The 22225-nt window shown below is 55.4% G+C and carries 26 protein-coding genes and 1 riboswitch; of the genes, 11 read left to right on the top strand and 15 right to left on the bottom strand.

Going from position 1 to position 22225, the window contains the following annotated elements:
* Window positions 1–75: 75 nt before the first annotated feature.
* Together OCV58_RS01335 and OCV58_RS01340 are read left to right on the top strand one after the other, a co-directional pair.
* On the top strand, window positions 76–495 hold the full coding sequence (locus OCV58_RS01335; RefSeq protein WP_154876655.1) for an HIT family protein: 420 nt from the start codon (window positions 76–78) through the stop codon (window positions 493–495).
* 11 nt (window positions 496–506) lie between these two features.
* Window positions 507–1148, top strand: coding sequence for a bifunctional 2-keto-4-hydroxyglutarate aldolase/2-keto-3-deoxy-6-phosphogluconate aldolase (locus OCV58_RS01340; protein WP_232818735.1), 642 nt, complete (start codon window positions 507–509; stop codon window positions 1146–1148).
* A gap of 191 nt (window positions 1149–1339) precedes the next feature.
* On the opposite strand, the gene OCV58_RS01345 is transcribed toward OCV58_RS01340, so the two are convergent.
* The 11 genes from OCV58_RS01345 to OCV58_RS01395 form a co-directional block, all read right to left on the bottom strand.
* Window positions 1340–2458 carry an HAD hydrolase-like protein gene (locus OCV58_RS01345; RefSeq protein WP_267312740.1) on the bottom strand — a complete coding sequence of 373 codons (1119 nt, stop codon included), beginning with the start codon at window positions 2456–2458 and terminating at the stop codon, window positions 1340–1342.
* 9 nt (window positions 2459–2467) lie between these two features.
* On the bottom strand, window positions 2468–3163 hold the full coding sequence (gene hisIE, locus OCV58_RS01350) for a bifunctional phosphoribosyl-AMP cyclohydrolase/phosphoribosyl-ATP diphosphatase HisIE (RefSeq protein ID WP_154876656.1): 696 nt from the start codon (window positions 3161–3163) through the stop codon (window positions 2468–2470).
* Window positions 3163–3924, bottom strand: coding sequence for an imidazole glycerol phosphate synthase subunit HisF (hisF, locus tag OCV58_RS01355; protein ID WP_107195447.1), 762 nt, complete (start codon window positions 3922–3924; stop codon window positions 3163–3165). The genes hisIE and hisF overlap by 1 nt, the downstream gene beginning before the upstream one ends.
* A 1-nt stretch (window position 3925) precedes the next feature.
* Window positions 3926–4642, bottom strand: a complete 717-nt coding sequence (hisA, locus tag OCV58_RS01360) for a 1-(5-phosphoribosyl)-5-[(5-phosphoribosylamino)methylideneamino]imidazole-4-carboxamide isomerase (protein ID WP_154876657.1) — start codon at window positions 4640–4642, stop codon at window positions 3926–3928.
* A 4-nt stretch (window positions 4643–4646) separates the two neighbouring features.
* Window positions 4647–5264 (bottom strand): imidazole glycerol phosphate synthase subunit HisH, encoded by a 618-nt coding sequence (hisH, locus tag OCV58_RS01365; protein WP_087477914.1) that lies wholly within the window; start codon window positions 5262–5264, stop codon window positions 4647–4649.
* A gap of 1 nt (window position 5265) precedes the next feature.
* A complete protein-coding gene (gene hisB / locus OCV58_RS01370) occupies window positions 5266–5850 on the bottom strand; it encodes an imidazoleglycerol-phosphate dehydratase HisB (RefSeq protein WP_087477913.1) in 585 nt (194 codons plus the stop codon).
* On the bottom strand, window positions 5843–6916 hold the full coding sequence (hisC, locus tag OCV58_RS01375) for a histidinol-phosphate transaminase (protein WP_154876658.1): 1074 nt from the start codon (window positions 6914–6916) through the stop codon (window positions 5843–5845). Before hisC ends, hisB begins: the two co-directional genes overlap by 8 nt.
* A complete protein-coding gene (gene hisD, locus OCV58_RS01380; RefSeq protein WP_154876659.1) occupies window positions 6909–8201 on the bottom strand; it encodes a histidinol dehydrogenase in 1293 nt (430 codons plus the stop codon). The genes hisC and hisD overlap by 8 nt, the downstream gene beginning before the upstream one ends.
* Window positions 8202–8218: 17 nt before the next feature.
* Complete coding sequence (gene hisG / locus OCV58_RS01385) at window positions 8219–8854, bottom strand: ATP phosphoribosyltransferase (protein WP_087477910.1); 636 nt, start codon at window positions 8852–8854, stop codon at window positions 8219–8221.
* Window position 8855: 1 nt separating this feature from the next.
* Window positions 8856–10073, bottom strand: a complete 1218-nt coding sequence (locus OCV58_RS01390; protein ID WP_154876660.1) for an ATP phosphoribosyltransferase regulatory subunit — start codon at window positions 10071–10073, stop codon at window positions 8856–8858.
* Between the two features lie 135 nt (window positions 10074–10208).
* A complete protein-coding gene (locus tag OCV58_RS01395; protein WP_087477908.1) occupies window positions 10209–10415 on the bottom strand; it encodes a DUF951 domain-containing protein in 207 nt (68 codons plus the stop codon).
* A gap of 187 nt (window positions 10416–10602) precedes the next feature.
* On the opposite strand from OCV58_RS01395, the gene OCV58_RS01400 reads away from it, so the two are divergent.
* From OCV58_RS01400 to OCV58_RS01430, 7 genes are all read left to right on the top strand, one after another.
* Window positions 10603–10887: a hypothetical protein gene (locus OCV58_RS01400; RefSeq protein WP_087477907.1), complete on the top strand. Its 285-nt coding sequence runs from the start codon at window positions 10603–10605 to the stop codon at window positions 10885–10887.
* A gap of 6 nt (window positions 10888–10893) precedes the next feature.
* Window positions 10894–11667 (top strand): DUF1700 domain-containing protein, encoded by a 774-nt coding sequence (locus OCV58_RS01405; RefSeq protein WP_154876661.1) that lies wholly within the window; start codon window positions 10894–10896, stop codon window positions 11665–11667.
* Window positions 11667–12179 (top strand): hypothetical protein, encoded by a 513-nt coding sequence (locus OCV58_RS01410; RefSeq protein ID WP_154876662.1) that lies wholly within the window; start codon window positions 11667–11669, stop codon window positions 12177–12179. Before OCV58_RS01405 ends, OCV58_RS01410 begins: the two co-directional genes overlap by 1 nt.
* Window positions 12180–12324: 145 nt before the next feature.
* Window positions 12325–12861 carry a rubrerythrin gene (gene rbr / locus OCV58_RS01415; RefSeq protein WP_087477904.1) on the top strand — a complete coding sequence of 179 codons (537 nt, stop codon included), beginning with the start codon at window positions 12325–12327 and terminating at the stop codon, window positions 12859–12861.
* 148 nt (window positions 12862–13009) lie between these two features.
* A riboswitch (SAM riboswitch) is annotated at window positions 13010–13108 on the top strand.
* Between the two features lie 130 nt (window positions 13109–13238).
* Entirely contained in the window at window positions 13239–14057 is an 819-nt protein-coding gene (locus tag OCV58_RS01420) for a MetQ/NlpA family ABC transporter substrate-binding protein (RefSeq protein ID WP_095629293.1), read from the top strand.
* 137 nt (window positions 14058–14194) lie between these two features.
* Window positions 14195–14728: a flavodoxin family protein gene (locus OCV58_RS01425; RefSeq protein WP_154876663.1), complete on the top strand. Its 534-nt coding sequence runs from the start codon at window positions 14195–14197 to the stop codon at window positions 14726–14728.
* Between the two features lie 15 nt (window positions 14729–14743).
* Window positions 14744–15220 carry a GNAT family N-acetyltransferase gene (locus OCV58_RS01430; RefSeq protein ID WP_154876664.1) on the top strand — a complete coding sequence of 159 codons (477 nt, stop codon included), beginning with the start codon at window positions 14744–14746 and terminating at the stop codon, window positions 15218–15220.
* 87 nt (window positions 15221–15307) lie between these two features.
* On the opposite strand, the gene OCV58_RS01435 is transcribed toward OCV58_RS01430, so the two are convergent.
* Window positions 15308–15775: a SoxR reducing system RseC family protein gene (locus OCV58_RS01435; RefSeq protein ID WP_154876665.1), complete on the bottom strand. Its 468-nt coding sequence runs from the start codon at window positions 15773–15775 to the stop codon at window positions 15308–15310.
* A gap of 146 nt (window positions 15776–15921) precedes the next feature.
* On the opposite strand from OCV58_RS01435, the gene trxA reads away from it, so the two are divergent.
* Together trxA and OCV58_RS01445 are read left to right on the top strand one after the other, a co-directional pair.
* Window positions 15922–16233, top strand: coding sequence for a thioredoxin (gene trxA / locus OCV58_RS01440; RefSeq protein WP_087477899.1), 312 nt, complete (start codon window positions 15922–15924; stop codon window positions 16231–16233).
* A 13-nt stretch (window positions 16234–16246) separates the two neighbouring features.
* A complete protein-coding gene (locus OCV58_RS01445; protein WP_087477898.1) occupies window positions 16247–16501 on the top strand; it encodes a TIGR03905 family TSCPD domain-containing protein in 255 nt (84 codons plus the stop codon).
* Window positions 16502–16568: 67 nt separating this feature from the next.
* Here OCV58_RS01445 and OCV58_RS01450 read toward each other — a convergent pair whose 3' ends face one another.
* The 3 genes from OCV58_RS01450 to OCV58_RS01460 all read right to left on the bottom strand — a co-directional run bounded on the left by OCV58_RS01450 (window position 16569) and on the right by OCV58_RS01460 (window position 21934).
* A complete protein-coding gene (locus OCV58_RS01450; RefSeq protein ID WP_087477316.1) occupies window positions 16569–16904 on the bottom strand; it encodes a cupin domain-containing protein in 336 nt (111 codons plus the stop codon).
* A 20-nt stretch (window positions 16905–16924) separates the two neighbouring features.
* Window positions 16925–17569: a lactate utilization protein gene (locus tag OCV58_RS01455; protein ID WP_154876666.1), complete on the bottom strand. Its 645-nt coding sequence runs from the start codon at window positions 17567–17569 to the stop codon at window positions 16925–16927.
* A 135-nt stretch (window positions 17570–17704) separates the two neighbouring features.
* Window positions 17705–21934 (bottom strand): autotransporter outer membrane beta-barrel domain-containing protein, encoded by a 4230-nt coding sequence (locus OCV58_RS01460; RefSeq protein ID WP_154876667.1) that lies wholly within the window; start codon window positions 21932–21934, stop codon window positions 17705–17707.
* Window positions 21935–22225 lie beyond the last annotated feature (291 nt).

The raw sequence follows: 22225 nt of genomic DNA on the forward strand, positions 1-22225 counted from the left end.
AGTTTATGCAGGAAGAGCCGACGCCGAATTCGCCGGCCTTCCCGTATTCTTCACATCGATAGGAGGAGATTGGTTATGATCGACACCCACTGCGGATATTGTGTAAAAGGCGAGCCGCTGGCGAAGTTCGGCATCTACATCTGCGATTTGTCCGTCAGCATGCTCATCTTATTCAAGGAACAGAGCCATCCCGGCCGCTGCATCGTCGCCTACAAGGACCACATCAGCGAAATGACTGACATGAGCGCCGAAGAACGCCATGCCTTTTACGACGACGTAGCCCGCGCCGCCAAGGCCATCCACGCGGCCTTTCATCCCGACAAAATCAACTACGGTTCCTATGCCGACACAGGCTGTCACCTGCACGTCCACCTCGTGCCGAAGTACAAGGACCAGTTCGAATGGAACACGACCTTCGAGATGAACCCGCAGCGCGTCTTCCTGACCGACGAAGAATACGCAGACATGATTGAAAAGATCAAGCAGAATGTATAGGAGGAACTCACATGATGGATAAGATCGACGTAGTAAAGAAAATTCAGGAAGTCGGCGTTTGCGCCGTCATTCGCGGCAAAGACGCGGAAGAAGCCATGGCTATGTCCGACGCTTGCATCGCCGGCGGCGTCACGATTATCGAATTGGCCTTCACGACGCCTCAGGCTCATGAAGTCATCGCCGCGTTGTCCAAGAAATATGCCGATAACCCCGACGTCGTCATCGGCGCCGGCACCGTCCTCGACGCCGTCACGGCCCGCATCGCCATCTTAAACGGCGCGCAGTTCATCGTTTCGCCGGCCTTCGATTTGGAAACGGTCAAGCTGTGCAACCGCTACCGCATCGCCGTCATGCCCGGCACGACGACCCTCAACGGCGTCATCGCAGCTCTTGAAGCCGGTGCCGACGTCATCAAGATCTTCCCGGGCGAAATTTTGGGCATGAAAGCCATCAAAGCCATCCACGGCCCCATTCCTCAGGCTCCTCTCATGCCGACAGGCGGCGTCAACGCCGAAAACGCCGGCGAATGGATCAAAGCCGGCTGCGTAGCCGTCGGTGCAGGCGGAGCGCTGACAGGCGGCGGAAAAACGCCGGCTGAAATCACCGAAGCAGCTAAAAAGTTCATCGCTTCCGTCAAAGCGGCTCGTCAATAATTCCGATACCACATTCCTTTATATATTTTCTCTCTCTCAGCAGGCAGGGCTGCGCAGGACGCGCGGCCCTGTTTTACTGTCTTCCAAAAATGCATAGGGACTGCCGGCACTGCCGCCGTCAAATGAATGCACTACACACTATAAAAAGCTGCCGCACGAAGAAAATCATTCTTCCTACGGCAGCTTTCGCATTATTTCAATATATCCAATATATCTTCTACAGAATCAACGATGTAGTCGGCCTGCTCCGCTTCGAACATAGCCCGCGCCGCCGGGCCGTCCAGCCCCGTAAGCGTCCCGATCATGACAGCTCCCATGGCCTTGGCGCACCAAATATCGGCCATAGAGTCGCCGACGATGTAGTACTCGCCGTCCTTGAACTCATCGGGGCGGCTGACATACTCGGCATACCGCTCAGGATAGGTACCGAAGGCCCCGGCGTAATAGGCGAAGGGATTCGGCTTGTCAAGGGACAGGCCCAGCATCTTCGACGCTTCCTCTACGTCCGTATAGGTCGCCACGTGACGGGGATCAAATTCTTCATCCCAATGATAGGCCGCAAAGGGCACGGCCATTTCCATGTACGACCGGCCTGTAGCAATGGCCAGGACATAGCCGCGCCGCTTCAGCTCCTGAAACATACGCCGTATGCCCTCGGCCGTTCCCAAGGGGACTTCACGGCGCAGAAATCCCTCCTTCCCTGGCGCATAGGGCGTTTTGCCGTAGGTCTGTTCATACAATTCGTCGCCGAAATACCATTCCTGAAAGGCTTCAAAGTGCCGCTGCCATAAGGGGGAATCGAGAGCCGACCATGGCGCGGCAATCCCCAAGGAGGCTTCGATGGCTTTCGTCAAATACGCGAACACGTCATCCTTGCCGGCATCGTCTGGCACGGCTCCGGCAAGGCGCTCCATGACCGCTGCGGCGTCGGGAACGGCGTACCCTTGCAGCCGCCGGCCCAGGGCGCAGACGTCGGCCATCGATTCTATGACAATATCGTCCAGCGAATGGCCGTCGGCCTTGTATTGCTCCAGCAGCATCCACAACGTCGCCACAATATGGGCGTGGGTCATGTCCCAGTTGCTGTTGACGCCGTGTTTCTTGAGCCAGATCAGGATGGCGTCGTCGAGCCAAAAGCGGGCTCGCAGGGCGTCGATTTCTTCGTCTGTCAGCTCCGCCCTGACCGTTTCATGGCCCAGATTCATAAACGACGGTCTGTAGTACCATTCCCATACCGTCAGGGCCGACACGTCGAAATAGCGTTTTTCGCTGAGAAGCACGCCGTCTACGTCAAAAATAACAGTTTTCATGATGACTCCTTAAAAGGTCTTATCTAAATGCCCGACCGTTTTCTTATTTCCCTTGACGTGGGACCGTTCTTCCAATACGGCCATGACGTCGTTGACGCTGACGCCGGCCGCTTCCCACAATACAGATAGGTGATAGAGCAAATCGGCCGATTCCTTGCATACTTCCAGGCGCAGGTCGGCGCCGTCGCCGGCGTCGGCGTTTTTGGCGGCAATGATGACCTCCGCCGATTCTTCGCCGATTTTCTTGCAGATCTTATCCATGCCGGTCTGGAGCAAATAGGCCGTATACGATTTTTCCGTCGGATGAATCTTCTTTTCTTCAATTTCGTCGCGCAAATCGGACAGCATAGACAGGCTGCCCGCATACGTCCCGTCCCAGCCGTAGAGGCGGCGGAAGAAGCACGACTTGCTGCCCGTATGGCAGGCCGCGCCGATCTGGTCTACGACGACCAGAAGCGTGTCGGCGTCGCAGTCGACAAAGATATCCCGTACCTTCTGGAAATGGCCCGACGTTTCGCCCTTATGCCACAGCTCCTGCCGGCTGCGGCTGTAAAACCACGTTTCGCCACTTTCAACGGTCTTCTGCAGCGACTCGGCGTTCATATAGGCTACCATGAGGACCTTGCCGCTCCGCCCTTCCTGCACGACGGCCGGCACGAGGCCGCGGCTGTCAAATTGTATATCTGTCAGTTGTACTGTATCCACTATTCTACCCCTCTCATGGCGACGCCCTCTTCGCTCAGGTATTTCTTCAGCTCGGGAATCGGAATCTGCCCGAAATGAAAGACCGACGCCGCCAGGGCCGCGTCGACGCCGACGTCGAAGACGCGCTTGAAATCTTCCATCGTGCCGGCTCCGCCCGACGCGATAATCGGCACGGGCAGCTCCGTCGCCAGACGGCGGTTCAGCTCTAAATCAAAGCCGGCTTTTTCGCCGTCGGCATCCATGGAATTCATGCAGATTTCCCCGGCTCCGAGGGCCACGCCCTGCTTTGCCCAGGCAATGGCATCGATGCCCGTATTTTTCCGGCCGCCTTCGACGTAGACCTGCCAGCCGCCGCGGCCGTCGCGCTTGGCGTCGATGGACAAGACGACGCACTGGCTGCCGAAGCGCAGCGCCGCCTCGCGGATGAGGTCGGGCCGCATCACTGCCGCCGAATTGACCGACACCTTGTCGGCCCCGGCCCGCAGTACCTGATGGAAATCGTCGATACTGGCGATGCCGCCGCCGATCGTAAAGGGAATGTCGATAGCTTCAGCTACGGCCCGGACGACGTCGATGAAGATATTCCGCTTTTCATGGGTCGCCGTAATATCGTAGAAAACGAGCTCATCGGCCCCTTGCTCCGAGTAAAATTTCCCTAATTTCACCGGGTCGTCTACGTCGCGTATATTTTTAAACTGCTTGCCCTTGACGACGCGGCCGTCGCGCACGTCCAGGCACGGTACGATTCGTTTGGCCAGCATCCTACATTCCCCCTAACGCCCGGATTTGAGCCATTGTAACTTTCCCCTCGTACAAGGCCTTCCCCGTAATAGCCCCGTAGACCTTCATGGCCTGGAGCTGCTTCAAATCGTCGATGCCGCTCACACCGCCTGAGGCGATGAGGCGGATGAAGGGCAGCTGCTGCAACAGGGACAGCATTTCCATGTTCGGCCCCGTCAGCATGCCGTCGCGGCTGATGTCGGTATACACGATGGTGTTGACGCCGATGGACAAGAGAAAATGGGCAAAGGGCAGGACTTCCTTATCGCTGCCGTCTACCCAGCCCCGCGTCGCCACCATGTCGCCCTTGGCGTCGATGGAAACAGCCAGGGCCGAGCCGTATTTCTTGGCCATGTCCGTAATAAAGGCGGCGTCTTCTACGGCCTTGGAGCCGATGATGACCCGGTTGACCCCTTCTTCCAAATACGTTGCAATCGCTTCTTCGCTGCGGATGCCGCCGCCTACCTGGACGGGAATGTCGACGGTGTCGCAGATGCGGCCAATGACGTCGGCATTGCGGCGATTGCCGGAAAAAGCGCCGTCCAAATCGACGACATGCAGGAACATAGCCCCTTCATCGCGCCACTTGACGGCCGTCTCTACGGGGTCGTCAAAGTAGGTCGTGCTGTCTTCCTTCACGCCCTGGCGCAGGCGGACGACCTTGCCGCCTTGTATATCTATCGCCGGAAATACGATCATAGTCTCATCCTTTCTCTTGTACGTACGCAATGACATTCTGCAGGAGCCGCGCCCCTACGGGGCCGCTCTTTTCGGGATGGAACTGAAATCCCAGGACGTTGTCCCTGCCGCAGATAGCCGGCACGGCCTGTCCGTAATCGGCCGTAGCGATGACGTCAGGCGAATCGGCAGGCGACTTATGATAGGAATGGACAAAATACACGTAGGGATGGGCCGGAAGCCCCTTCTGCAGCCAGTGGCTGCCGCGGAATTCCAGCTCGTTCCAGCCCATATGCGGCACCTTCAGCGCCGTGCGGAATGGCACGATGTCGCCGGGCAGAAAGCCGAGGCAGTCGTATTCGCCGCCTTCGTAATCCTTTTCAAACAACGCCTGCATGCCCAGGCATACGCCCATGAAAAACTTGCCCGCCCGGACCTGTTCTTCCAGTACGGGAATGAGCTCGAATTTCTTCAGGTTCGCCATGGCGTCGCGAATGGCCCCGACGCCGGGCAGTTCGATGAAATCGGCCTGCCGGATGACCGCCGGGTCGCGGGTAATGTCGACGGCCACGCCCAGGCGCTTCCAGGCGTTGTACACGTTGGCCAAATTGCCAACTTCGTAATCAATAACAGCTACCTTCACGCTACAGCACCCCCTTCGTAGACAAGACGGCCGACTCGTCGCCGCTGAGCGACACGGCTTCGCGCAGGGCGTGGCCGAGGGCCTTGAAAACCGATTCGACGATGTGGTGGGCGTTTTCGCCGTAGAGATTCGTCACGTGCAGGTTCATGCGGCCGTGGACGGATAAGGCGTAGAGAAATTCTTTCAGCATTTCCGTCTCGAAGGCGCCGATGCGCTCGACATTCAGCTTCACGTCGTATACCAGATAGGGCCGTCCGCTCAGGTCGACGACGACGCGGGTCAAGGCTTCGTCCATGGGGCAGTAAAACATGCCGTAGCGGCGGATGCCCTTTTTGTCGCCCAAGGCCTGAGCCAGCGCGCCGCCCAATACAATAGCCAGATCCTCCACAGTATGGTGGGTGTCTACGTCCAAATCGCCGTGGACGTGGAGGGTAATATCCATGCCGCCGTGACAGGCCAGCAAATTCATCATGTGGTCGAGGAAACCGATGCCCGTCGTGCCGGCAAAGGTCCCCGTACCGTCTATGTTGAGGGAAAGGGCAATCTGCGTTTCCGCCGTTTCCCGTTCTATCTGGGCGCTACGCATGGCCAACCTCCTTTCGAATCACTTCGACAACTCTTTGTACGACGTCCATCGTCGTAACGGTAATGCGCAGGCAGTTCTGCAGGGCCGCGGCCTTGTAAAAGCGGACGCAGATATCGGCATCGCGCAATGCCTTCACGATAGCCGGACCATCAGGAACGCGAATGAGAACAAAATTGGTCACGCTGTCGTACACGGTGACGCCGTCTATCCGTTTCAGCTCCGCCGTCAGGTACTCGCGGGCTGCAATGGTCGGCGGAATGTTGTGCGCCAGTATCATGCCGCGGTATTTCATGGCCGCCAGCGCCGCAATCTGCGCTAAATTGCCTACGTTGTAGACCAGCTTGACCAGCGACAAGGCATTGATAACGTCCTTCTGCGCCACGGCGTAGCCGACGCGGACGCCGGCCAGCCCGAAGGCCTTGGACAAGGTACGGATGACGATGAGGTTGTCGTAATCGGCCAGCTTGGTAATGATGCTGTCACTGCCGGCAAATTCGATATACGCTTCGTCGACGACGACAGGATTCGGCGAGGCCTGTAAGACATCTTCCAAGAACGACAGGGGCAGGAGCTCGCCTGTCGGGTTATTGGGATTGCAGAGTACCGTCAGCTTCGGCTGCCATTCCCGTACAGCCTGCAAAAAGGACTTCCTGTCGCGCGTAAAGCCCGGCAAGTCGGGAATCTCTACGACCTTAGCCCCGACGATTTGGGCGTCGATGCCGTATATGTCGAAGGTCGGCCCATGGACGAGAACCGTATCTCCTTCGTTTAAAAAGGTATTGGCAATGATGCTGATGATTTCATCGCCGCCGCAGCCGACGAGTACTTCCTCAGGCCGGCACGCTACGTACTCGGCCAAGGCCTCCCGCAGCTCCTCGGCAAAGGGATCGGGATAGTGATACGACGGCGTTTCGCTCAGGCGGGCCAAAAATTCCGCCTTCACTTCGGGAAAATCAAATATATTATAAGGACTTTCGTTGGCGTTGATGACGGTGCGCTCCTTGATTTCCGGGACGACGTAGGGCTCGAAGGAACGTATCGTCCGGCGCAGCCATTCTTTATTCATGGTCCATCCTCCTCTTTACAGCCAGCCCGTGAGCTTGCAGGCCTTCGACATTGGCAAAGGCCATGACTTTTTCCGCGACGGCTTCAAAGGCTTCCTTATCGTACTGCAGCAGGCTGCTGCGCTTGACGAAATCGTACACGCCCAGAGGCGACGAAAAGGCCGCCGTCCCCATCGTCGGCAAGGTATGGTTCGGCCCGGCGAAGTAGTCGCCGATGGGCTCCGGCGTATAGGGGCCGATGAAAATCGCGCCGGCGTTGACGATATCTCCAGCCAGAGTTTCAGCGTCGGCCGTATCCAGCTCCAAATGCTCCGGCGCAATGAGGTTCATGACCTCGACGGCCTGGTTCATATCCTTCGTCACAAAAATCTTTCCGTACTGTTCTACCGACGGCGCGGCAATATCCCGCCGCGGCAATTCGTCGAGCTGCCGACGGACCTCTGCTTCTACTTTTTCCGCCAAGGCTCGGCTCGGCGTGACGAGGAAAACCGCCGCCCGCGCGTCGTGTTCTGCCTGGGCCAGCAGGTCCGCCGCCACCCAGACGGGATTGGCCGTATCGTCGGCCAGCACGCCGACCTCGCTCGGCCCGGCGATCATGTCGATGCCGACGGTACCGAAGACGAGGCGCTTGGCCATGGCTACGTAGGCGTTGCCCGGCCCGACGATTTTAAAGACCGGCGGGATGGATTCGGTGCCAAAGGCTGCCGCGGCAACGCCCTGGGCTCCGCCGGCTTTGTAGATTTCCGTCGCGCCGGCGACGCGGGCCGCCGCCAAAATATAGGGATTGACGGAGCCGTCCTTCTTGGGCGGCGTAAAGACGGCAATAGACGGCACGCCGGCGACGTGAGCCGGGATGATATCCATGAGCACCGTCGACGGATAGGCCGCCGTGCCGCCGGGAACGTACACGCCGACGCGCTGTATCGGCGTAAATTTCGCCCCTAAGCGCACGCCGGGGCGGAACGTATCCATCCACGTCGTCTCGACCTGCCGTTCGTGATACGTCCGGATATTGGCCGCCGCCTCTTCCAAAACGGCCATGAAATCGGGCCCGACAGCCGCGACAGCCTGGTCTATTTCTTCTTCCGTTACGAGAAACGAATCGAGAACTGCGCCATCAAATTTCGCCGTAAATTCCTTCAGGGCTTCGTCGCCCCGTTCCTGCACAGCCTGCAAAATATGTTCTACTCTCTGGCGAATGGCCTCGCTTTCCGACTGGTTCCGCGCCGTAATCGCCCGGACCTGCCGCAGCGTCAGCCCTTCTTCAGGAACTTCTATCCATTCCACTGTCTATGCCCCCTCGCTTATGCTTCTAAATCCTTCTCTTTGACGACGTCGACGAGACGCCGTATGTCTTCGTATTTCATCTTAAACGACACGGGATTGCAGATCATGCGGGCGCTGAAATCCATGAAATACTCGACGACCTCCAGGCCGTTGGCTTTCAGCGTATTTCCCGTCTCGACGATATCGACGATGACGTCGGCCAGCCCCACGATCGGCGCCAGCTCGACGGACCCGTTCAGCTTGATAATATCGACACTGCGGTGATTCTGCTCGAAATGGCGGCGGGCGATGCGGGGATACTTCGTGCCGACGGTAATGCGCTTCGTCATATCCACGGGCTTGCCGGCAATGGCCGCGACGGCCATACGGCAGCGGCCGATGCCCAAATCGAAGATTTCGTACACGCCGGCTCCCGGCGCTTCTTCCAGCAGGACGTCTTCGCCGACGATGCCCACGTCAGCCGCTCCCCGTTCGACGTAGACGGCTACGTCCGGCGATTTGACGAGGGTCACCTTGAGCGTTCCCGTACTGTCTTCAAAAATCAGCTTGCGGCTGTCGGCGGTATAGGTCGGAAAGGCATAGCCGCTTTCCTGCAAATAGGCCATGACCGCCTTGTGTATGCGCCCCTTAGCTAGGGCAATGTGAATCGCCATCTTAAAGCCCCCTCATCGCTTCTTCCAGATCTGCCGCCGTCACGGCCCGGCCGTCCTTGTAATACGAGCCGCCGCGGTATACGGCGTGGATGCTGTAATCGCGGCTGTCGATAAAGGACGACTCGGGGTAGGCCGCCACGCGGAACCCCTGGCTGCGCCAGCGCATCAAATCGCGGACCATGACCTGATCCGACGCCGCATAGGAAACGGCCAGCTGGAACGACGGCTCCGCCTGGGCCAGCAGGCCGGCGTCGTTCATGAATTCGTACAATAAGTTGATGTTCATGCCGAAGCCGCAGGCCGGCCTGTCGATGCCGAACTGGGCCGACAGCGTATCGTAGCGGCCGCCGTCGATGACGTCGTACAGCGCGCCGTCGACGTATACCTTGAACACCATGTCCGTATAATAGCCCAGCCGGCTGGCAAAGCCGAAGTCGAGCTGCACCTTGTCGGCAAAGCCGGCGTATAAAATATAATCGTAGATTTTTTCCAGCCGCGCCAGGGCGTTGAGCATGCCGCTGTTCAGGCAATAGTCCTTCGCCTTGCCCAGGGTCTGGGCGTACGGTCCGAACAGGACCGGCAGCGCTTCCAGGGCGCAGCGGGCGTTTCCCGGCAGGGACAAGCCGCTCAGATAGCGGCGCAGGGCGACGAGATTGCGGTCGGCCAGATAGGCCCGCAGCCGGTCCTTCTCCGCTTCCTGCAAGGGCAGGGCGTCGAACAAGGCCTGCGTATACGCTGCGGTGCCGATGTCGATGCGGATGTTTTCGACGCCGACAGCCTTGAGGATTTCCGCGGCCATGACAATGACCTCGCCGTCGCACTCGGGGCTCGGATCGCCGAGGATTTCAATGCCGCCCTGCAGGAAATCCTTGCCGTAGGTGTTGCGGCCGAAATATTCCCGAAAGACGGTGCTCACGTAACCGAACTTCAGCAGCTGGTTCGGCCGGGGAAACTCCCGGGCCGCCGACTCTACGAGGGGCAGCGTCACGTCGGGACGCAGGACGAGGACCCGTCCGTCCGTATCGACGGTCTTTACCATCTGCCGGCGCAGGTGCGGAAAAAAATGCTGATATACGTCGTAATCTTCAAAGCTCGGCGTCTCGACGATCTTGCAGCCGTGGTTCATGATTACGGAAATAATCTTTCCCTGAATTCGGTCATAATTGCGCATTTCGTCATGATGAAGCATTTTCACCCCATCAAGCGTATTCGGTTTCATCGCATGACCTCCTTTTACGTCTGTCTATTTTGCTTTATTACTTTATCAAGGTAAATCAATAAAGTAATGGCTGACATAAATTGTAACACACTGGAGGCGAAATAAAAATACCTTTTCTTAAAAATTTTACTTTTTTTACACGTCTTCTTCGGCTTGTTTTAAAATTTTCTTCACGGCCTTTTCAAACTTCGGCCGGGGAATCATGACCCGATGGCCGCAGCCGCAGCAGCGGATGACGAAATCGACGCCGATACGCATGACCTCCCATTCGTTTGAGCCGCAGGGATGGGGCTTTTTCATCTGTACGACGTCGCCGATATGATACCGAATAAAATTTGCCATATACATTCTCCTTTTCTGATAAAAAACGATAGTATATATAGTATATAGGGTAATGCCCGAAAAGGATAGAGAAAAAGAGGCCCGGCAGCCCTTCTATTCCCTTTTCTCCCTCCCTGTGGTAGTATATTGGATAATAGCCGGCCTATCGAGCCCCTATCTTTTTTATTTTCTGCAAGGAGGCACCGACTTGACACCGAACTTACAAAAACTGCGCTATACGTATTTGCTTCTCTATACTCTCGGCGGCGTCTGCACGCTCATGACCCTGGCCCTGTTGATCTGGGTCGCCGTTTGTATCGCCCTGGAAGCCGAGCCGTTGGCGGCTATTTCCTTCTTATCCCACTTACCGACGCCCCTGCGCTTCGTTATCATCATCGCCGTCATGGCCATTTCCATCGCCGCCTGGCAGTACGGCGCCAAATACCACCAGCAGTACGAAGCGGCCCTGAAGCAGCGCCGCACGGAAAGGTAAAAAACCATGAGAAAGACGGAATTCATGGACCTCTTGAAGTATTACTTCCGCCGCAGCGACAAGACCGATTTGAAAGGGATCTTGGAAGACTGCGAAGAACAGTTCCGCCTGGGCGCGAAAAAGGGCCTGACGGAAGAAGAAGTATGCGCCAAACTGGGCCATCCTAAAAACATATACCGCTATTACATCGGCAAGCCCATCGTGCCGGAAGACAATCTCAGCATGACCGGCCCAGCCGACGCGCCTTGGCAGGAGGCGCCCGAGGCCGCGCCTGCCAAGGCGTCCCAATTCTACGATTGGGAAAAAGACCCGGCCCATCGCCGCCGTCCTAAGATCCGGGAGGCCTACTACCCCATGCCGCAGCCCGAACCGCTCCGGGAATACGACGCCTACGCCGAACAGCCCCGGCGTCCTCAGGCGAAACGGCCTGCGGAACGGACAGCCGACGAAGACGAGCTGCAGTGGAACGACAAGGCGGCTATCCCCCAGGCGGCCAAGGCCATTGCCAGCCCCTTTTTAGACATATTCGGAGCCTTGTTCAATATCGTCAGCACTATATTGTTCTTCGCCTTTGCCCTGGCGCTCCTCGCCTCCATCGCCGTATACAGCCTGCCGCCGTATATCTTCTCGGATCTGCTGCCCCTGCCGACGCTGTCCGTCTCGACGATGGCCTTCGCCGTCCTGGCCCTGCTGTTCGCGGCCCTGACTGCGTCGTACGCCAGCCAGGCCTGCCACCGCACGGCCCGCAATGCCAGAAACCCGCAAAGGAGGGACGGATAATGGGAAAAGTCGTCATATGCCTCATCCTGACGCTGGTCTTTTCCTTTCTCAGCGTCCAGTCGTTCCTGAGCAACGACTACGCCCGTCTCCAGCGCTGGCTTGCCTATTATCAGGAATACAAGGCCTTCGAAGAAGCGGTCAAGCGGGGAAACGCCTCGAAGGCCGAGCTCTTCGAACGGCTGAAAACGATGTATCCCGGCCAGGCCAGCGAGCTGGAAGCCCATCTCAAGGAAAAGTACGGCGACCTGACCGACACGGCAAAGGATACGCATAGCACCTTGTCCGACACGCTGAACGACACGCTCGAAACGTTCTCCTCATCCCACGCCGACATCGACGCCCTAAAAAAGGAAGCCGAAAGCAGGCTTTCCTCTAAGGCCGAAGACGCCGAACAGGCCATTTCAGAGCCGAAGCGTTCCGCCTCCCGCGACAGCAGCAAGGACACGGAATCGAAACGCACTGCCGATGCCAAAGAGCCGCGGCGATCTGAGTCGGACACAGTGAAAGAATAATTTTTCCATATTTTATTAAAAAATAATTATTATCCATTGATTTTATTTTGCAAATAGAGTATAATGTACTCAGAGGTCAGGAAAGAGACCTGACAAGAGGCAGCACAGGCTGCGAGTTTACGTATGAAATCATGGAGGTATCGATATGGAATTAAAAGGAAGCAAAACTGAAAAAAACTTAATGGCAGCATTTGCCGGCGAATCCCAGGCAAGAAATAAATACACCTATTATGCAAGCGTAGCGAAAAAAGCCGGCTACGAACAGATCAAAGCCTTCTTTGAAGAAACGGCCAACAACGAAAAGGAACACGCTAAAATCTGGTTCAAACTGCTCAACGACGGCATGCCGAACGACATCGACGCGCTGAAAGACGCAGCCGCCGGCGAACACTACGAATGGACGGAAATGTACCCGACCTTCGCCAAAGAAGCCAGAGAAGAAGGCTTCGAACACATCGCCTACCTGTTTGAAAAAGTAGCGGAAATCGAAAAACACCATGAAGAACGCTACCTGGCCCTCTTGGCCAACATCGAAAACGGCACGGTCTTCAAGAAACCGGCGACGAAAACATGGGTATGCCGCAACTGCGGATTCATCGTCGAAGGCGAAGAAGCTCCGGAAGTATGCCCGGTCTGCGCTCATCCGCAAGCTTTCTTTGAATTGAAAAACGATAACTACTAAACCACCATATATAACGAGACACCATCACACATCCGAAAGCGGAGGCAGGAATCCTGCCTCCGTCTTTTGTCGTCAGAAAATTTTTGCCGCCAAAATATTGACATTCGGCACGAGAGATGGTATGATTTTTATCAACAATCATATATTGATTTCATCAAGAGCAGCCGAGGGAATGGCCCTATGACGCTGCGGCAACCCCCAAATGGGATAGGTGCCAAGTCCAGCGGATACATCCGACAGATGAACACATACGTAACCAAAGCCGTCATCTGTCGACGGCTTTTCTTTTTACCCGTATCGTCGCCGGCCCATCCTATGGCAGGCCGTCCTGCCTCTTGCCATGTGATTGATTCAGTATCAGAAAGGATGAACAACCCATGAACTCTTCTATCAAAAAACTCCTTGCTGCGGCCCTCATCGCCGCGACCTGCGTATTTGCCGCCGGCTGCGGCAGCTCCGACAGCGGCTCGGCCGACAAAAAGGAAATCGCCATCGGCGTAACGGCCGGCCCCCATGCGGAAGTCATGGAACAAGTAGCTAAAGAAGCAGAAAAACAAGGCCTGACCATCAAGGTCGTCGAATTCAACGATTTTGTACAGCCCAACAAAGCCTTGGCCGAAGGCGATTTGGATATGAACTCCATGCAGCATCAGCCCTACCTCGACAACGTCGTCAAAAACCAGGGCATGAAGCTGACCTCTATCGGCAAGACCATTATCCTGCCCATGGCCGTATATTCCCACAAATATAAAAACATCAGCGAAGTCGCCGACGGCGCTAAGGTTACCATTCCGAACGACCCGACCAACGGCGGCCGCGCCCTCCTGCTCCTGCAGCAAGTCGGCCTCATCACCCTTAAAAACGGCACCTCCGTCGACGCCTCCGTACCGGATGTCGTAAACAATCCGAAGCACCTCGAATTCATCGAGCTCGACGCCGCCCAGATTCCCCGTTCCCTCGACGATACGGACTTGGCCTGCGTCAACACGAACTACGCCATCCCGGCCGGCTTAAACCCGCAGAAGGATTCCCTCCTCGTAGAAGACAAGGATTCGCCGTACGCTAACGTCATGGTCGTCCGCGAAGATGAAGCCAATAACGAAACGTATAAAAAAGTCCTGGCTATCTACCAGTCTGAACCGATTAAAAAATTCATCAACGAACACTTCCAAGGCACGATTCTCCCGGCATTCTAAGAGAAACGGACATCGAGCCACCACGGCATAGCCCCTCGCGGCTATGCCGTTTTTAGTTATACGCTTATACGCTGCAGGAAATAATATAGTATAATGAAATAGTAAAAGGAAACTACGCGTTAAGGAGATGACAGCTGATGAAACACATCGTAATCCTATCGGGCAGCCCCAGAAAAAACGGAAACACGAACCTCTTGTGCCGCCAATTTCAGCAAGGAGCCGAAGAGGCGGGCCACAGCGTACGCTTTATCCCCCTGGCGGAAAAACGCATCGGCTTCTGCCGGGCCTGCGACGTCTGTATGCGCAACGGCGGAGCCTGCATCCAGAAGGACGACATGGAAAATATCCTCTGCGCCTTCCAGCAGGCTGACGTCGTCGTACTGGCGACACCCGTCTATTTTTACGGCGTCAGCGCCCAGATGAAGGCCTGTATCGACCGTACCGATCCCATTTGGCAGCACCTCGGCCGCAAGGAAGTATACTACATCGTCTCCGCCGGCTTAGGCGAAGACATCATCGCCCGCTCCCTCGGCGACCTGGACGGATTTGTCGAGCACTTCGAGCAGTATGAAATCAAAGGCCGCCTGTACGCGTCCAACGTCATGGAAGCCGGAGCCGTCCGCACCCAGCCGGTCATGGAAGCAGCCTACCAGGCCGGCCTTCACGTATAGAGCAGGAGGATACTGATGGAATCACTACGATACAGAAAAGCCCGGACCGAGGATATGGAAACCGTCATGGCCCTGCAGACCGCCGTCTTTCACGGCGAACAGCTCATCCCCCTGGACGCCGTCGAAGCCTTTCTAGCCATGGAGCCCCAGTGCTGGGTCGCCGAACTGGACGGCGTCATCGTCGGCACGGCTGCCGCCTGGCATGAAGGCGGACAGCTCCATTGGGGCCGGTTCATCGTGACGAAAGCCCTGCGGGGCCGGCACATCGGCACGAAGCTGGCAGCCTTTACCTTTGCAGAACTCTTCGCCCAAGGAATCGATTCTATTTTTATGGAAGCCCGCAACACGACCGTCGCCATCGTCGGCAAAATGGGCGGAACCGTCGCAGGAGAGCCCGTCCCCTTCTACAAAGGCACGGTCACGCCCGTATGGCTCACGAGAGAAGCCTTTGCCCGATACAGCCAGGAAATGCAAAATGGATGCTCCTCGTAATATACAAGAAAGCATCCACAGGCTGCGTTTTCAGCCGCGAGCATTGAACCGGCCCTCCGAATGCCGATCCCACGCCTGGCTGTCCTATTATGAATTATCCTGCTGCGATTTTCCCGGCCAATCGTCCATTTCAATGGTCTGCTCTACGATGATTTCCGTAATTTCTGCCATCGTGTTGGCTTCGCGGACCTTTTTCTCGTAGCGCTTGAGCAGCACGGCGCCGACGATGCCGCCGAAAATCATGCCGGCGAAGGCCGACAGCTCCTTGGCCCAGCCGAGGGTTTCGCCGTTTACGTAGCCGAAAGCGCCCCAGATGAGGACCATCAGGAGGGGCATGCCGAAGCACATCGCTCCGCCGACGCCCATCTTCCCGTCGGGAATATTAAATCGTACATATTGCCCTTTGATCGCTCCGACAGGGTTCTTCGCGTCAATGAGGGCGTTGTTTTTGCAAATCATGCCGCTGCACGGCGTATACAAATTGTTGCGGTTCGTCCGCAGCTTGACCATGCCGTTGTCAAATACGGTGTCGACAACTCCCGTTCCAGTTCTCATACGTATCTCCTTATCTGAATATCAAGTGTAACTGCCCTTATTATATCTTACTTTTACCGGCCTGAACAGATATATATTTGTCAAATCCATCCTTTTTTGGTATACTATAGATGTCTTTGAAAAATCTATCCCAAGGAGTGATATATATGGCAGTAACTACGATTACAGCAGCGAATTTTCAGCAGGAAATCCTCTCGGCCCAGGGCGTCGTCCTCGTCGATTTCTGGGCCGCCTGGTGCGGGCCGTGCCAAATGCTTTCGCCCGTCGTCGATGAAATCGCCGAAGAACAGCCCCAAATCAAGGTCGGCAAGGTAAACGTAGACGAACAGCGGGAACTGGCGTCGCAGTTTCAAATCGAACTCATCCCGACCCTCGTCGCCTTTAAGGACGGCGCGGAAATAGGCCGCCTCGTCGGCGTCCATCCCAAGGAAAGCATCCTGGCATTAGTGAAGAAATAAGGAGGCCTCGGTCATGTACAGCTATACCCCTGCGGGAGTATGCTCCCAGCAAATCTTTTTTGATCTAGACGGCGGCGTCGTCAAAAACGTCCGCTTTATCGGCGGCTGTCCCGGCAACTTGCAGGGCATCAGCCGCCTCGTCGAAGGCATGGACGCGTCTGACGTAATCCAGCGCCTCGAAGGCATCCAGTGCGGCGGCAAGCCCACGTCCTGTCCCGACCAGTTCGCCAAAGCCCTGAAGCAGGCCCTAGCAACGGAACACAACTGATTTATTCTATGCTAAAAAAAGACGGTACCGCGATTTCCGGCAGTACCGTCTTTTTTATATGCGTTTCTTATTTCAGGAAATCTTCGCGGATCGGCGTGAAAATATCGAAGACGACGAGGGGTACGTCTTCCGTATTGACGACGCTGTGTTCCGCATTGGACGGAAACCAGGCTACGCCGCCGGCTTCCAGATGCTGTACCTGGCCGTCTGTAATGACGTCGCAGGCTCCCGACTCTACGTACAGCAGCTGTTCGTGCCGATGGCTGTGAGCCGGCATCGTCGTCTTCGGATGCACTTCATTGCGCACGAGCATGACGTTCTTGCCCGTGAAAATCTTGCGGTCCATGAGGTCCAGATGAATCGTCGGAATATCCTTCCAGTTGTCAAATAATTTCATTTCCATAGTACAATCCCCCTATACGATTAGTATCCTAAATTTTCGCCGACCAGGATGACCTTGATGCGGCCGGCAGGGCGGCAGATGCGCGTGCGCAGCAGCTGGGCGCAGACGCTGGTTGTCGTCGTACAATGGGTGCACATGCCTGTCTTGTAACACGGCGTGTCTGAGCCGGCAAAACGATTGATGTTGATCGGCGCCGCCGTCGAGCGGGCTCTGGCCATAGCCGATTCGACAGTGGGACAGACCTTGTTCATGCCGACGATGACTAGAACCTGCTTCGGCCCGTAGGACAAGGCGGCGACGCGGTTGCCGTTGCCGTCGATGTTGATGAGCTGGCCGTCTTCTGTTGCCCCATTGGTCCCCATGAGGAAGGTGTCGCACAGCAAGGCCCTGCGCATGAGTTCCACCCGTTCTTCCGGCGTCTTGGCCCTATCCCTGTCGATGACGGCGTAATGCTCCAGCACGTAGGGCCGCAGTCCGATATCGTCGATGGACGCCGAGCCGCCCCACGACACGACGTGATCCGCCGGAATATAGGACAAGGCCGTCTGCAGGGCCGCTTCCTTCGTCGGGCAATACACGGCCTCAAAGCCCCGGGCGGCAAAGCGCTTGGCTACGGCCGGCCCCTTCTTATCATACATGACGTGCATCATATCCGTTCTATCCACGTATATCCCTCCTGACATTTCCTATTTTGCTCCATCTTATGCACTGTCTTCATCATAGCATACTAAAAACACATACACAATATAAAAACAGCGTCTTCCGAAAAAGACGCTGTTTTGTAATGCAAAGAGATGAAATTAGAAGGCAAAGCCGGCGTTGACATACCATTTGTTGTTCTTCGTGTCGTCGCCCTTCTGGTAGGCGTAGCCTGCGCCGAAGGTCCATGCGCCGTGGGACGCATCAATGCCCAGAGACGCCAGCCAGCTGCCGTCGTCCATAACCGTGTAGTACAGCGGAGCCGATGCGCCGGCCATGTTGACGTCCACTTCATTATCCGTATCGCCGAAGGCCCAGATGTACGCTACGTCCAGCTTCGGCGTAATGCGCCAGCCGCTGCCGATCTTCGTTTCGTTGCGGAAGCTGACACCCAGGGGAACCATCCAAATATCCTGCTTGTCGGCGTCGTATTCAAAGGCCTTCTTGCCGTTGTAGTACGACGTATACGACGAAGGATCGACGTTCATGTAGCGGAGGCCTACGTACGGTACGATCTGGTTTCTGCCGGAAACAAATTCCTTTTCGCCCCGGACGCCGATGGTCCAGGCCGTCAGATCGCGGTCAGCCGTCAGGTCTTTGCCGGCGATGGTGCCCGTAATATCGTTGCTCGTCTTGGTGTAGCCGATGTCGGCCATGAGGTTCGTGCCCGCTTCTTCGTCTTTCAGCGCGCCGTACAGGGAAACGCCCCAGGCGTCGTAGTCGTTGCGCGAGAAGCTGCCCGTGCCGTCGCCGTGGCCGTAGTGGATGGCTACGCCGCTCTGAAGCTTGCCGCTCTGGTTGAAGTCGTAGCCGACGATGACGCCGTTGTAATCGTTGTCAGCCGTAATATCGCCGAAGCTGCTGCTCATGCCATCCGTTTCAAACTTGTTGTGAATGTATTTCGCCCAGATATTATCGTCGCCATAAATCGAGTCGTGATCCTGCACGAAATCTTCCGTAAAGGACAAGTGCTGGGATACTTCGTCGGCTACGTCGCGGGCGACAGAAACCGTATTGCCCGTCACGGCGCTGTCTTCGCCGATCATCATGCCGCGGCCGAAGGCGGCGTTCATGTTCGGGTTATACATCCAATCGCGGAAGTAATCGCGCGCCCCTTCAGAAATACCCTTATTCGTATCCCAACCCAACTTCATGCCTTGGTCGACAAGAGATTGTACGGGGCCGGCGTTCAAAGCTTTGCCCATGCTGTCAGCCGCATCTTTCCAGTTCGTTTCATTGATCGTGTCGTACGTAATCGTATACAAGCTTCCTGCACCGCCGGCCGTCGCATTGCTTGTCGCATAAGCCGCCATGCGGTCGTACACGAGGTTGTCGTCAGACCAGAACGTACTGCCTTCGTTGTAATTAGCAGCAATATTGTATGCCGGGCTGCCCGTCTTGTCGAGGGCGCTGATGTCGAGGCGTGCGGTGCTGTCGACAGTAACCGTGCCGCCGTCGATAAGAGCTGTCGTACCCGGTTTTACAGAATTATCGAGTTTCGTTACGCTGTTTGCCGCGACGTTGACGTTGTCAAAATCATGAATCTTGCTGCTACTCGTATACGAACCTTTCATCGTATCCAAAGGCGATAACGTATTGGTTCCTGTCAAAACGAGCGTACTTTCGCCGACGCTTTCGTATACGTCGTTTACGCCGTCGCCGTCACTATCTTTCGTATACGTTACCTGGTTGCCATTATAATACGGGTTATAATTATCTTTCTGGCTGTATTCCGTCGTCAATTTGTACCCCTGGCCGGAAATTTCGCCCGTTACAGCCGCGCCGTTCAGAATAACCGTCGCAGTATCTACCGTAGACGATGTCTTAGATGCATCATAACCATGGGTTACACCATTTGAATCAACCTTACCATTTACAAGATTCGGTGTCGTGCCATTGACTGCACCGCCGGCATATACGCTGCCTCTAACTTCGCCGCCGTTCAAGGTAATGGTGCTCGTGCCGACATGAGCACCGCCTTTGTCACCAAGGTTGTCAACAGCAATACCGCCGCCGAGAATATCTTTTTCGACCGTACCGCCGTTGACAGTAATATTGGCCGTTTCAACTTCGTCTTTACCGGACATGCCCATACCGAGGCCGCCTGCGGCGATAGACGTTTCATTCATGATGCCTCGAGCGTCTACCATAGCGCCGCTGGCGTTGAAGCCGAGGACGCTCCATTGAGCCCAGCCGTTTTCATTATCATTTTTCAAAGCCTTCATAAAGGCGTTCATATCAAGGTTCGATACGGTCCCGCCATTGACGGTAATATTCGCCGTATCGACATGCGTTACAGCATCGTCGACGCCTTCCGTGCCGCCGTTGCGGAGGGAATTGCCGATAGCCATACCGCCGCCGAAGATGCCGTCCGTATCGCCGTTATTGACGATGTTGACAGTCTGTACGTTGCTCTGGGCCAGCGTTTCCGACGCAGCCGCTTTGTAGCCGTCCGTACCGGCTTCGCCTTCCATGCTGATAGCTGTACCGCCGCCAAAAATGCCGACTGTCGTCATATCGCTTCCCGTCACGATATTGACGTCGTCAGTCATGTTAGCTTCCGCACGGGCATTATTGATAGCCACAGCACCACCGCCGCCAAAGACAGCCGCCGCATAGCCTTGCTTGAGGTTAATATCCGAACCGGCCGTATTAGCAATAGCCGTCGCGCCGTTTCCTTCGCTGAGAGTACCGCGAAGGCTGCCCTGTCCGACGGCTACGCCGCCGCCGAAGATGCCGAATACGCCTCCTTTACCGTCAAGGGCTGCCAGAGAATCGGCCTGCGTAGTATTATTTTTGATACCGGAAACAAAACCACCGACAGCACTAGAAATCTCGCTCCAACCGTCGCCGCTCTTAAGCTGGCTGTCAGGCAAATTGACAGTAATATGAGACCGGCCGGTCGTCGCCGTCGCATTGGACGCGCCCCACGCATCATTAACATTCGGCTTCTGATCCCCCGTATATGTAGCATCATTACCCCTATACGTATAGGTCTGAGAAGCCGCGGCAATGCCGCCGCCAATAGCGCCGATGACGGTGCTGTCGCCATTGATGTTGACATACGTATCGCCCGTCGTGCTCGTCGCCGTACCGCCGTCGTTGACATGCGTTCCTTGAACTTTGACGATAGCGTTTTCTTCATCTTTACCAGTCAAGATACCAAAACTACCGTCCGCATTCTGTCCAATACCGAAGCCAGTCGTGCCGTCGTTATTGCCGAGTTGTTTATCCGGAGCAAGTAATTCTTCTGCCACACCTGTAGCGTCTACAGAACCGGCAATGCCGCCGCCGATAGTACCGAGGACAGTCGCATTCTTAATATCGATTGTAGTCGTACCGTTGACTCTGCTTTCCGCCGTACCGCCGAGAGTCGTCATAGCCGTACCGCCGCCGGCTACGCCGATAGCATTGATCTTAGATCCTTTCATGACGTTTAACGCCGTCGTAAGCTGAGGTACTATATCGTCAGCACCCGGCGTTTCGTAAGCGCCTTCATGAGCTGCGCGGTCGGTACCGTCAATCGTAAGTACCGTATCTCCGTTAATCGTCGATTCTGCCGTTCCGCCTAAGCCAATCGCCGTTCCGCCGTTTGTCCAACCGATGAGATTTGCATTCGGAGCGGCGTCTGTATTAACATCGCCATTAATGGTTGTTAATGTTTTACCGTCCAATACGATATCAGCGTCAATAGTTACTGTCATCATCCCATTGAAAATTTCTTTAGAATATTGCCCTTCTGCATTTATATTGCCAAGAGCTATCGCCGCACTTCCGCCGATACCGCCAATTACGGAGCCGCTGTTAATGGTATTGTGAATGTTGCCTTTACGGACAATACTTGTATCTTCCGATTCTTTAAGTAATTCAGTTCCCTTAGTATCTTCGCCAATAGCAATCGCAGCACTTCCCTGCAAGCCAGTATTAACTGATACATCGCCGCCGATAGCACCATAATACCGTACTGCATCAATTTCATAATTTTCCAGATGTAATCCTGTCTCTTCTTCATTGATAACCGTATCGGTCTGCGCATTGGCGCTCTCTGTCTTTTGAAGTACTGTATTTACATCTCCTACAGCGTCAATAAGAGATTGATCTAAACCTGCACGTCCACCTAAATCCGAAATAATTTTATTAACGCTTTCTACAGTTCCTTTTAACCCACCTGCTACAGTTTCTGTAGTACCATCCCATTCATCATATTGTGTCGTCGTGCTATCTACATACGCATTGCCGCCAGTAACACCATAGATATATACGCCCGTTGAAGGATCATTATCATTGGCATTATTAGCTACAATAGTACCAATTTCAGTTTGATTCGGCAAAATAACCGACTCATCTATTGCGTATGTCGGCACCCCACCCCCGTGAACAAATGTAGCTACGCTCGCTACAGCCAGCGCGTACAACACTTTCTTTCGTAGTTCCGTACGTCTCATATGTATCCACCCTTTCAAAAAAATTTTTGATAAAGTATTCATGATACTATACTTTATGACTTTAGGATAGCACAAACGTCCTCAACTAGCAACCTACGCACCCCCTAATACAGGACTTTTTACATACTTCTAAAAAAAGAACCATACCGGCAATGCGCATACTTACTGGCATTGCCG

The organism is Megasphaera stantonii (genome assembly GCF_025567065.1).
Taxonomy (GTDB): Bacteria; Bacillota; Negativicutes; order Veillonellales; family Megasphaeraceae; genus Megasphaera; species Megasphaera stantonii.

Excerpts from the sequence above, each read along its gene's own strand:
- OCV58_RS01335 (WP_154876655.1), top strand. The coding sequence starts at position 76 with ATGATCGACACCCACTGCGGATATTGTGTAAAAGGCGAGCCGCTGGCG.
- OCV58_RS01340 (WP_232818735.1), top strand. The coding sequence starts at position 507 with ATGATGGATAAGATCGACGTAGTAAAGAAAATTCAGGAAGTCGGCGTT.
- OCV58_RS01345 (WP_267312740.1), bottom strand. The coding sequence starts at position 2,458 with ATGAAAACTGTTATTTTTGACGTAGACGGCGTGCTTCTCAGCGAAAAA.
- hisF (WP_107195447.1), bottom strand. The coding sequence starts at position 3,924 with ATGCTGGCCAAACGAATCGTACCGTGCCTGGACGTGCGCGACGGCCGC.
- hisA (WP_154876657.1), bottom strand. The coding sequence starts at position 4,642 with ATGATCGTATTTCCGGCGATAGATATACAAGGCGGCAAGGTCGTCCGC.
- hisB (WP_087477913.1), bottom strand. The coding sequence starts at position 5,850 with ATGCGTAGCGCCCAGATAGAACGGGAAACGGCGGAAACGCAGATTGCC.
- hisC (WP_154876658.1), bottom strand. The coding sequence starts at position 6,916 with ATGAATAAAGAATGGCTGCGCCGGACGATACGTTCCTTCGAGCCCTAC.
- hisG (WP_087477910.1), bottom strand. The coding sequence starts at position 8,854 with ATGGCGATTCACATTGCCCTAGCTAAGGGGCGCATACACAAGGCGGTC.
- OCV58_RS01390 (WP_154876660.1), bottom strand. The coding sequence starts at position 10,073 with ATGAAACCGAATACGCTTGATGGGGTGAAAATGCTTCATCATGACGAA.
- OCV58_RS01395 (WP_087477908.1), bottom strand. The coding sequence starts at position 10,415 with ATGGCAAATTTTATTCGGTATCATATCGGCGACGTCGTACAGATGAAA.
- OCV58_RS01405 (WP_154876661.1), top strand. The coding sequence starts at position 10,894 with ATGAGAAAGACGGAATTCATGGACCTCTTGAAGTATTACTTCCGCCGC.
- OCV58_RS01410 (WP_154876662.1), top strand. The coding sequence starts at position 11,667 with ATGGGAAAAGTCGTCATATGCCTCATCCTGACGCTGGTCTTTTCCTTT.
- rbr (WP_087477904.1), top strand. The coding sequence starts at position 12,325 with ATGGAATTAAAAGGAAGCAAAACTGAAAAAAACTTAATGGCAGCATTT.
- OCV58_RS01420 (WP_095629293.1), top strand. The coding sequence starts at position 13,239 with ATGAACTCTTCTATCAAAAAACTCCTTGCTGCGGCCCTCATCGCCGCG.
- OCV58_RS01425 (WP_154876663.1), top strand. The coding sequence starts at position 14,195 with ATGAAACACATCGTAATCCTATCGGGCAGCCCCAGAAAAAACGGAAAC.
- OCV58_RS01430 (WP_154876664.1), top strand. The coding sequence starts at position 14,744 with ATGGAATCACTACGATACAGAAAAGCCCGGACCGAGGATATGGAAACC.
- OCV58_RS01435 (WP_154876665.1), bottom strand. The coding sequence starts at position 15,775 with ATGAGAACTGGAACGGGAGTTGTCGACACCGTATTTGACAACGGCATG.
- trxA (WP_087477899.1), top strand. The coding sequence starts at position 15,922 with ATGGCAGTAACTACGATTACAGCAGCGAATTTTCAGCAGGAAATCCTC.
- OCV58_RS01445 (WP_087477898.1), top strand. The coding sequence starts at position 16,247 with ATGTACAGCTATACCCCTGCGGGAGTATGCTCCCAGCAAATCTTTTTT.
- OCV58_RS01450 (WP_087477316.1), bottom strand. The coding sequence starts at position 16,904 with ATGGAAATGAAATTATTTGACAACTGGAAGGATATTCCGACGATTCAT.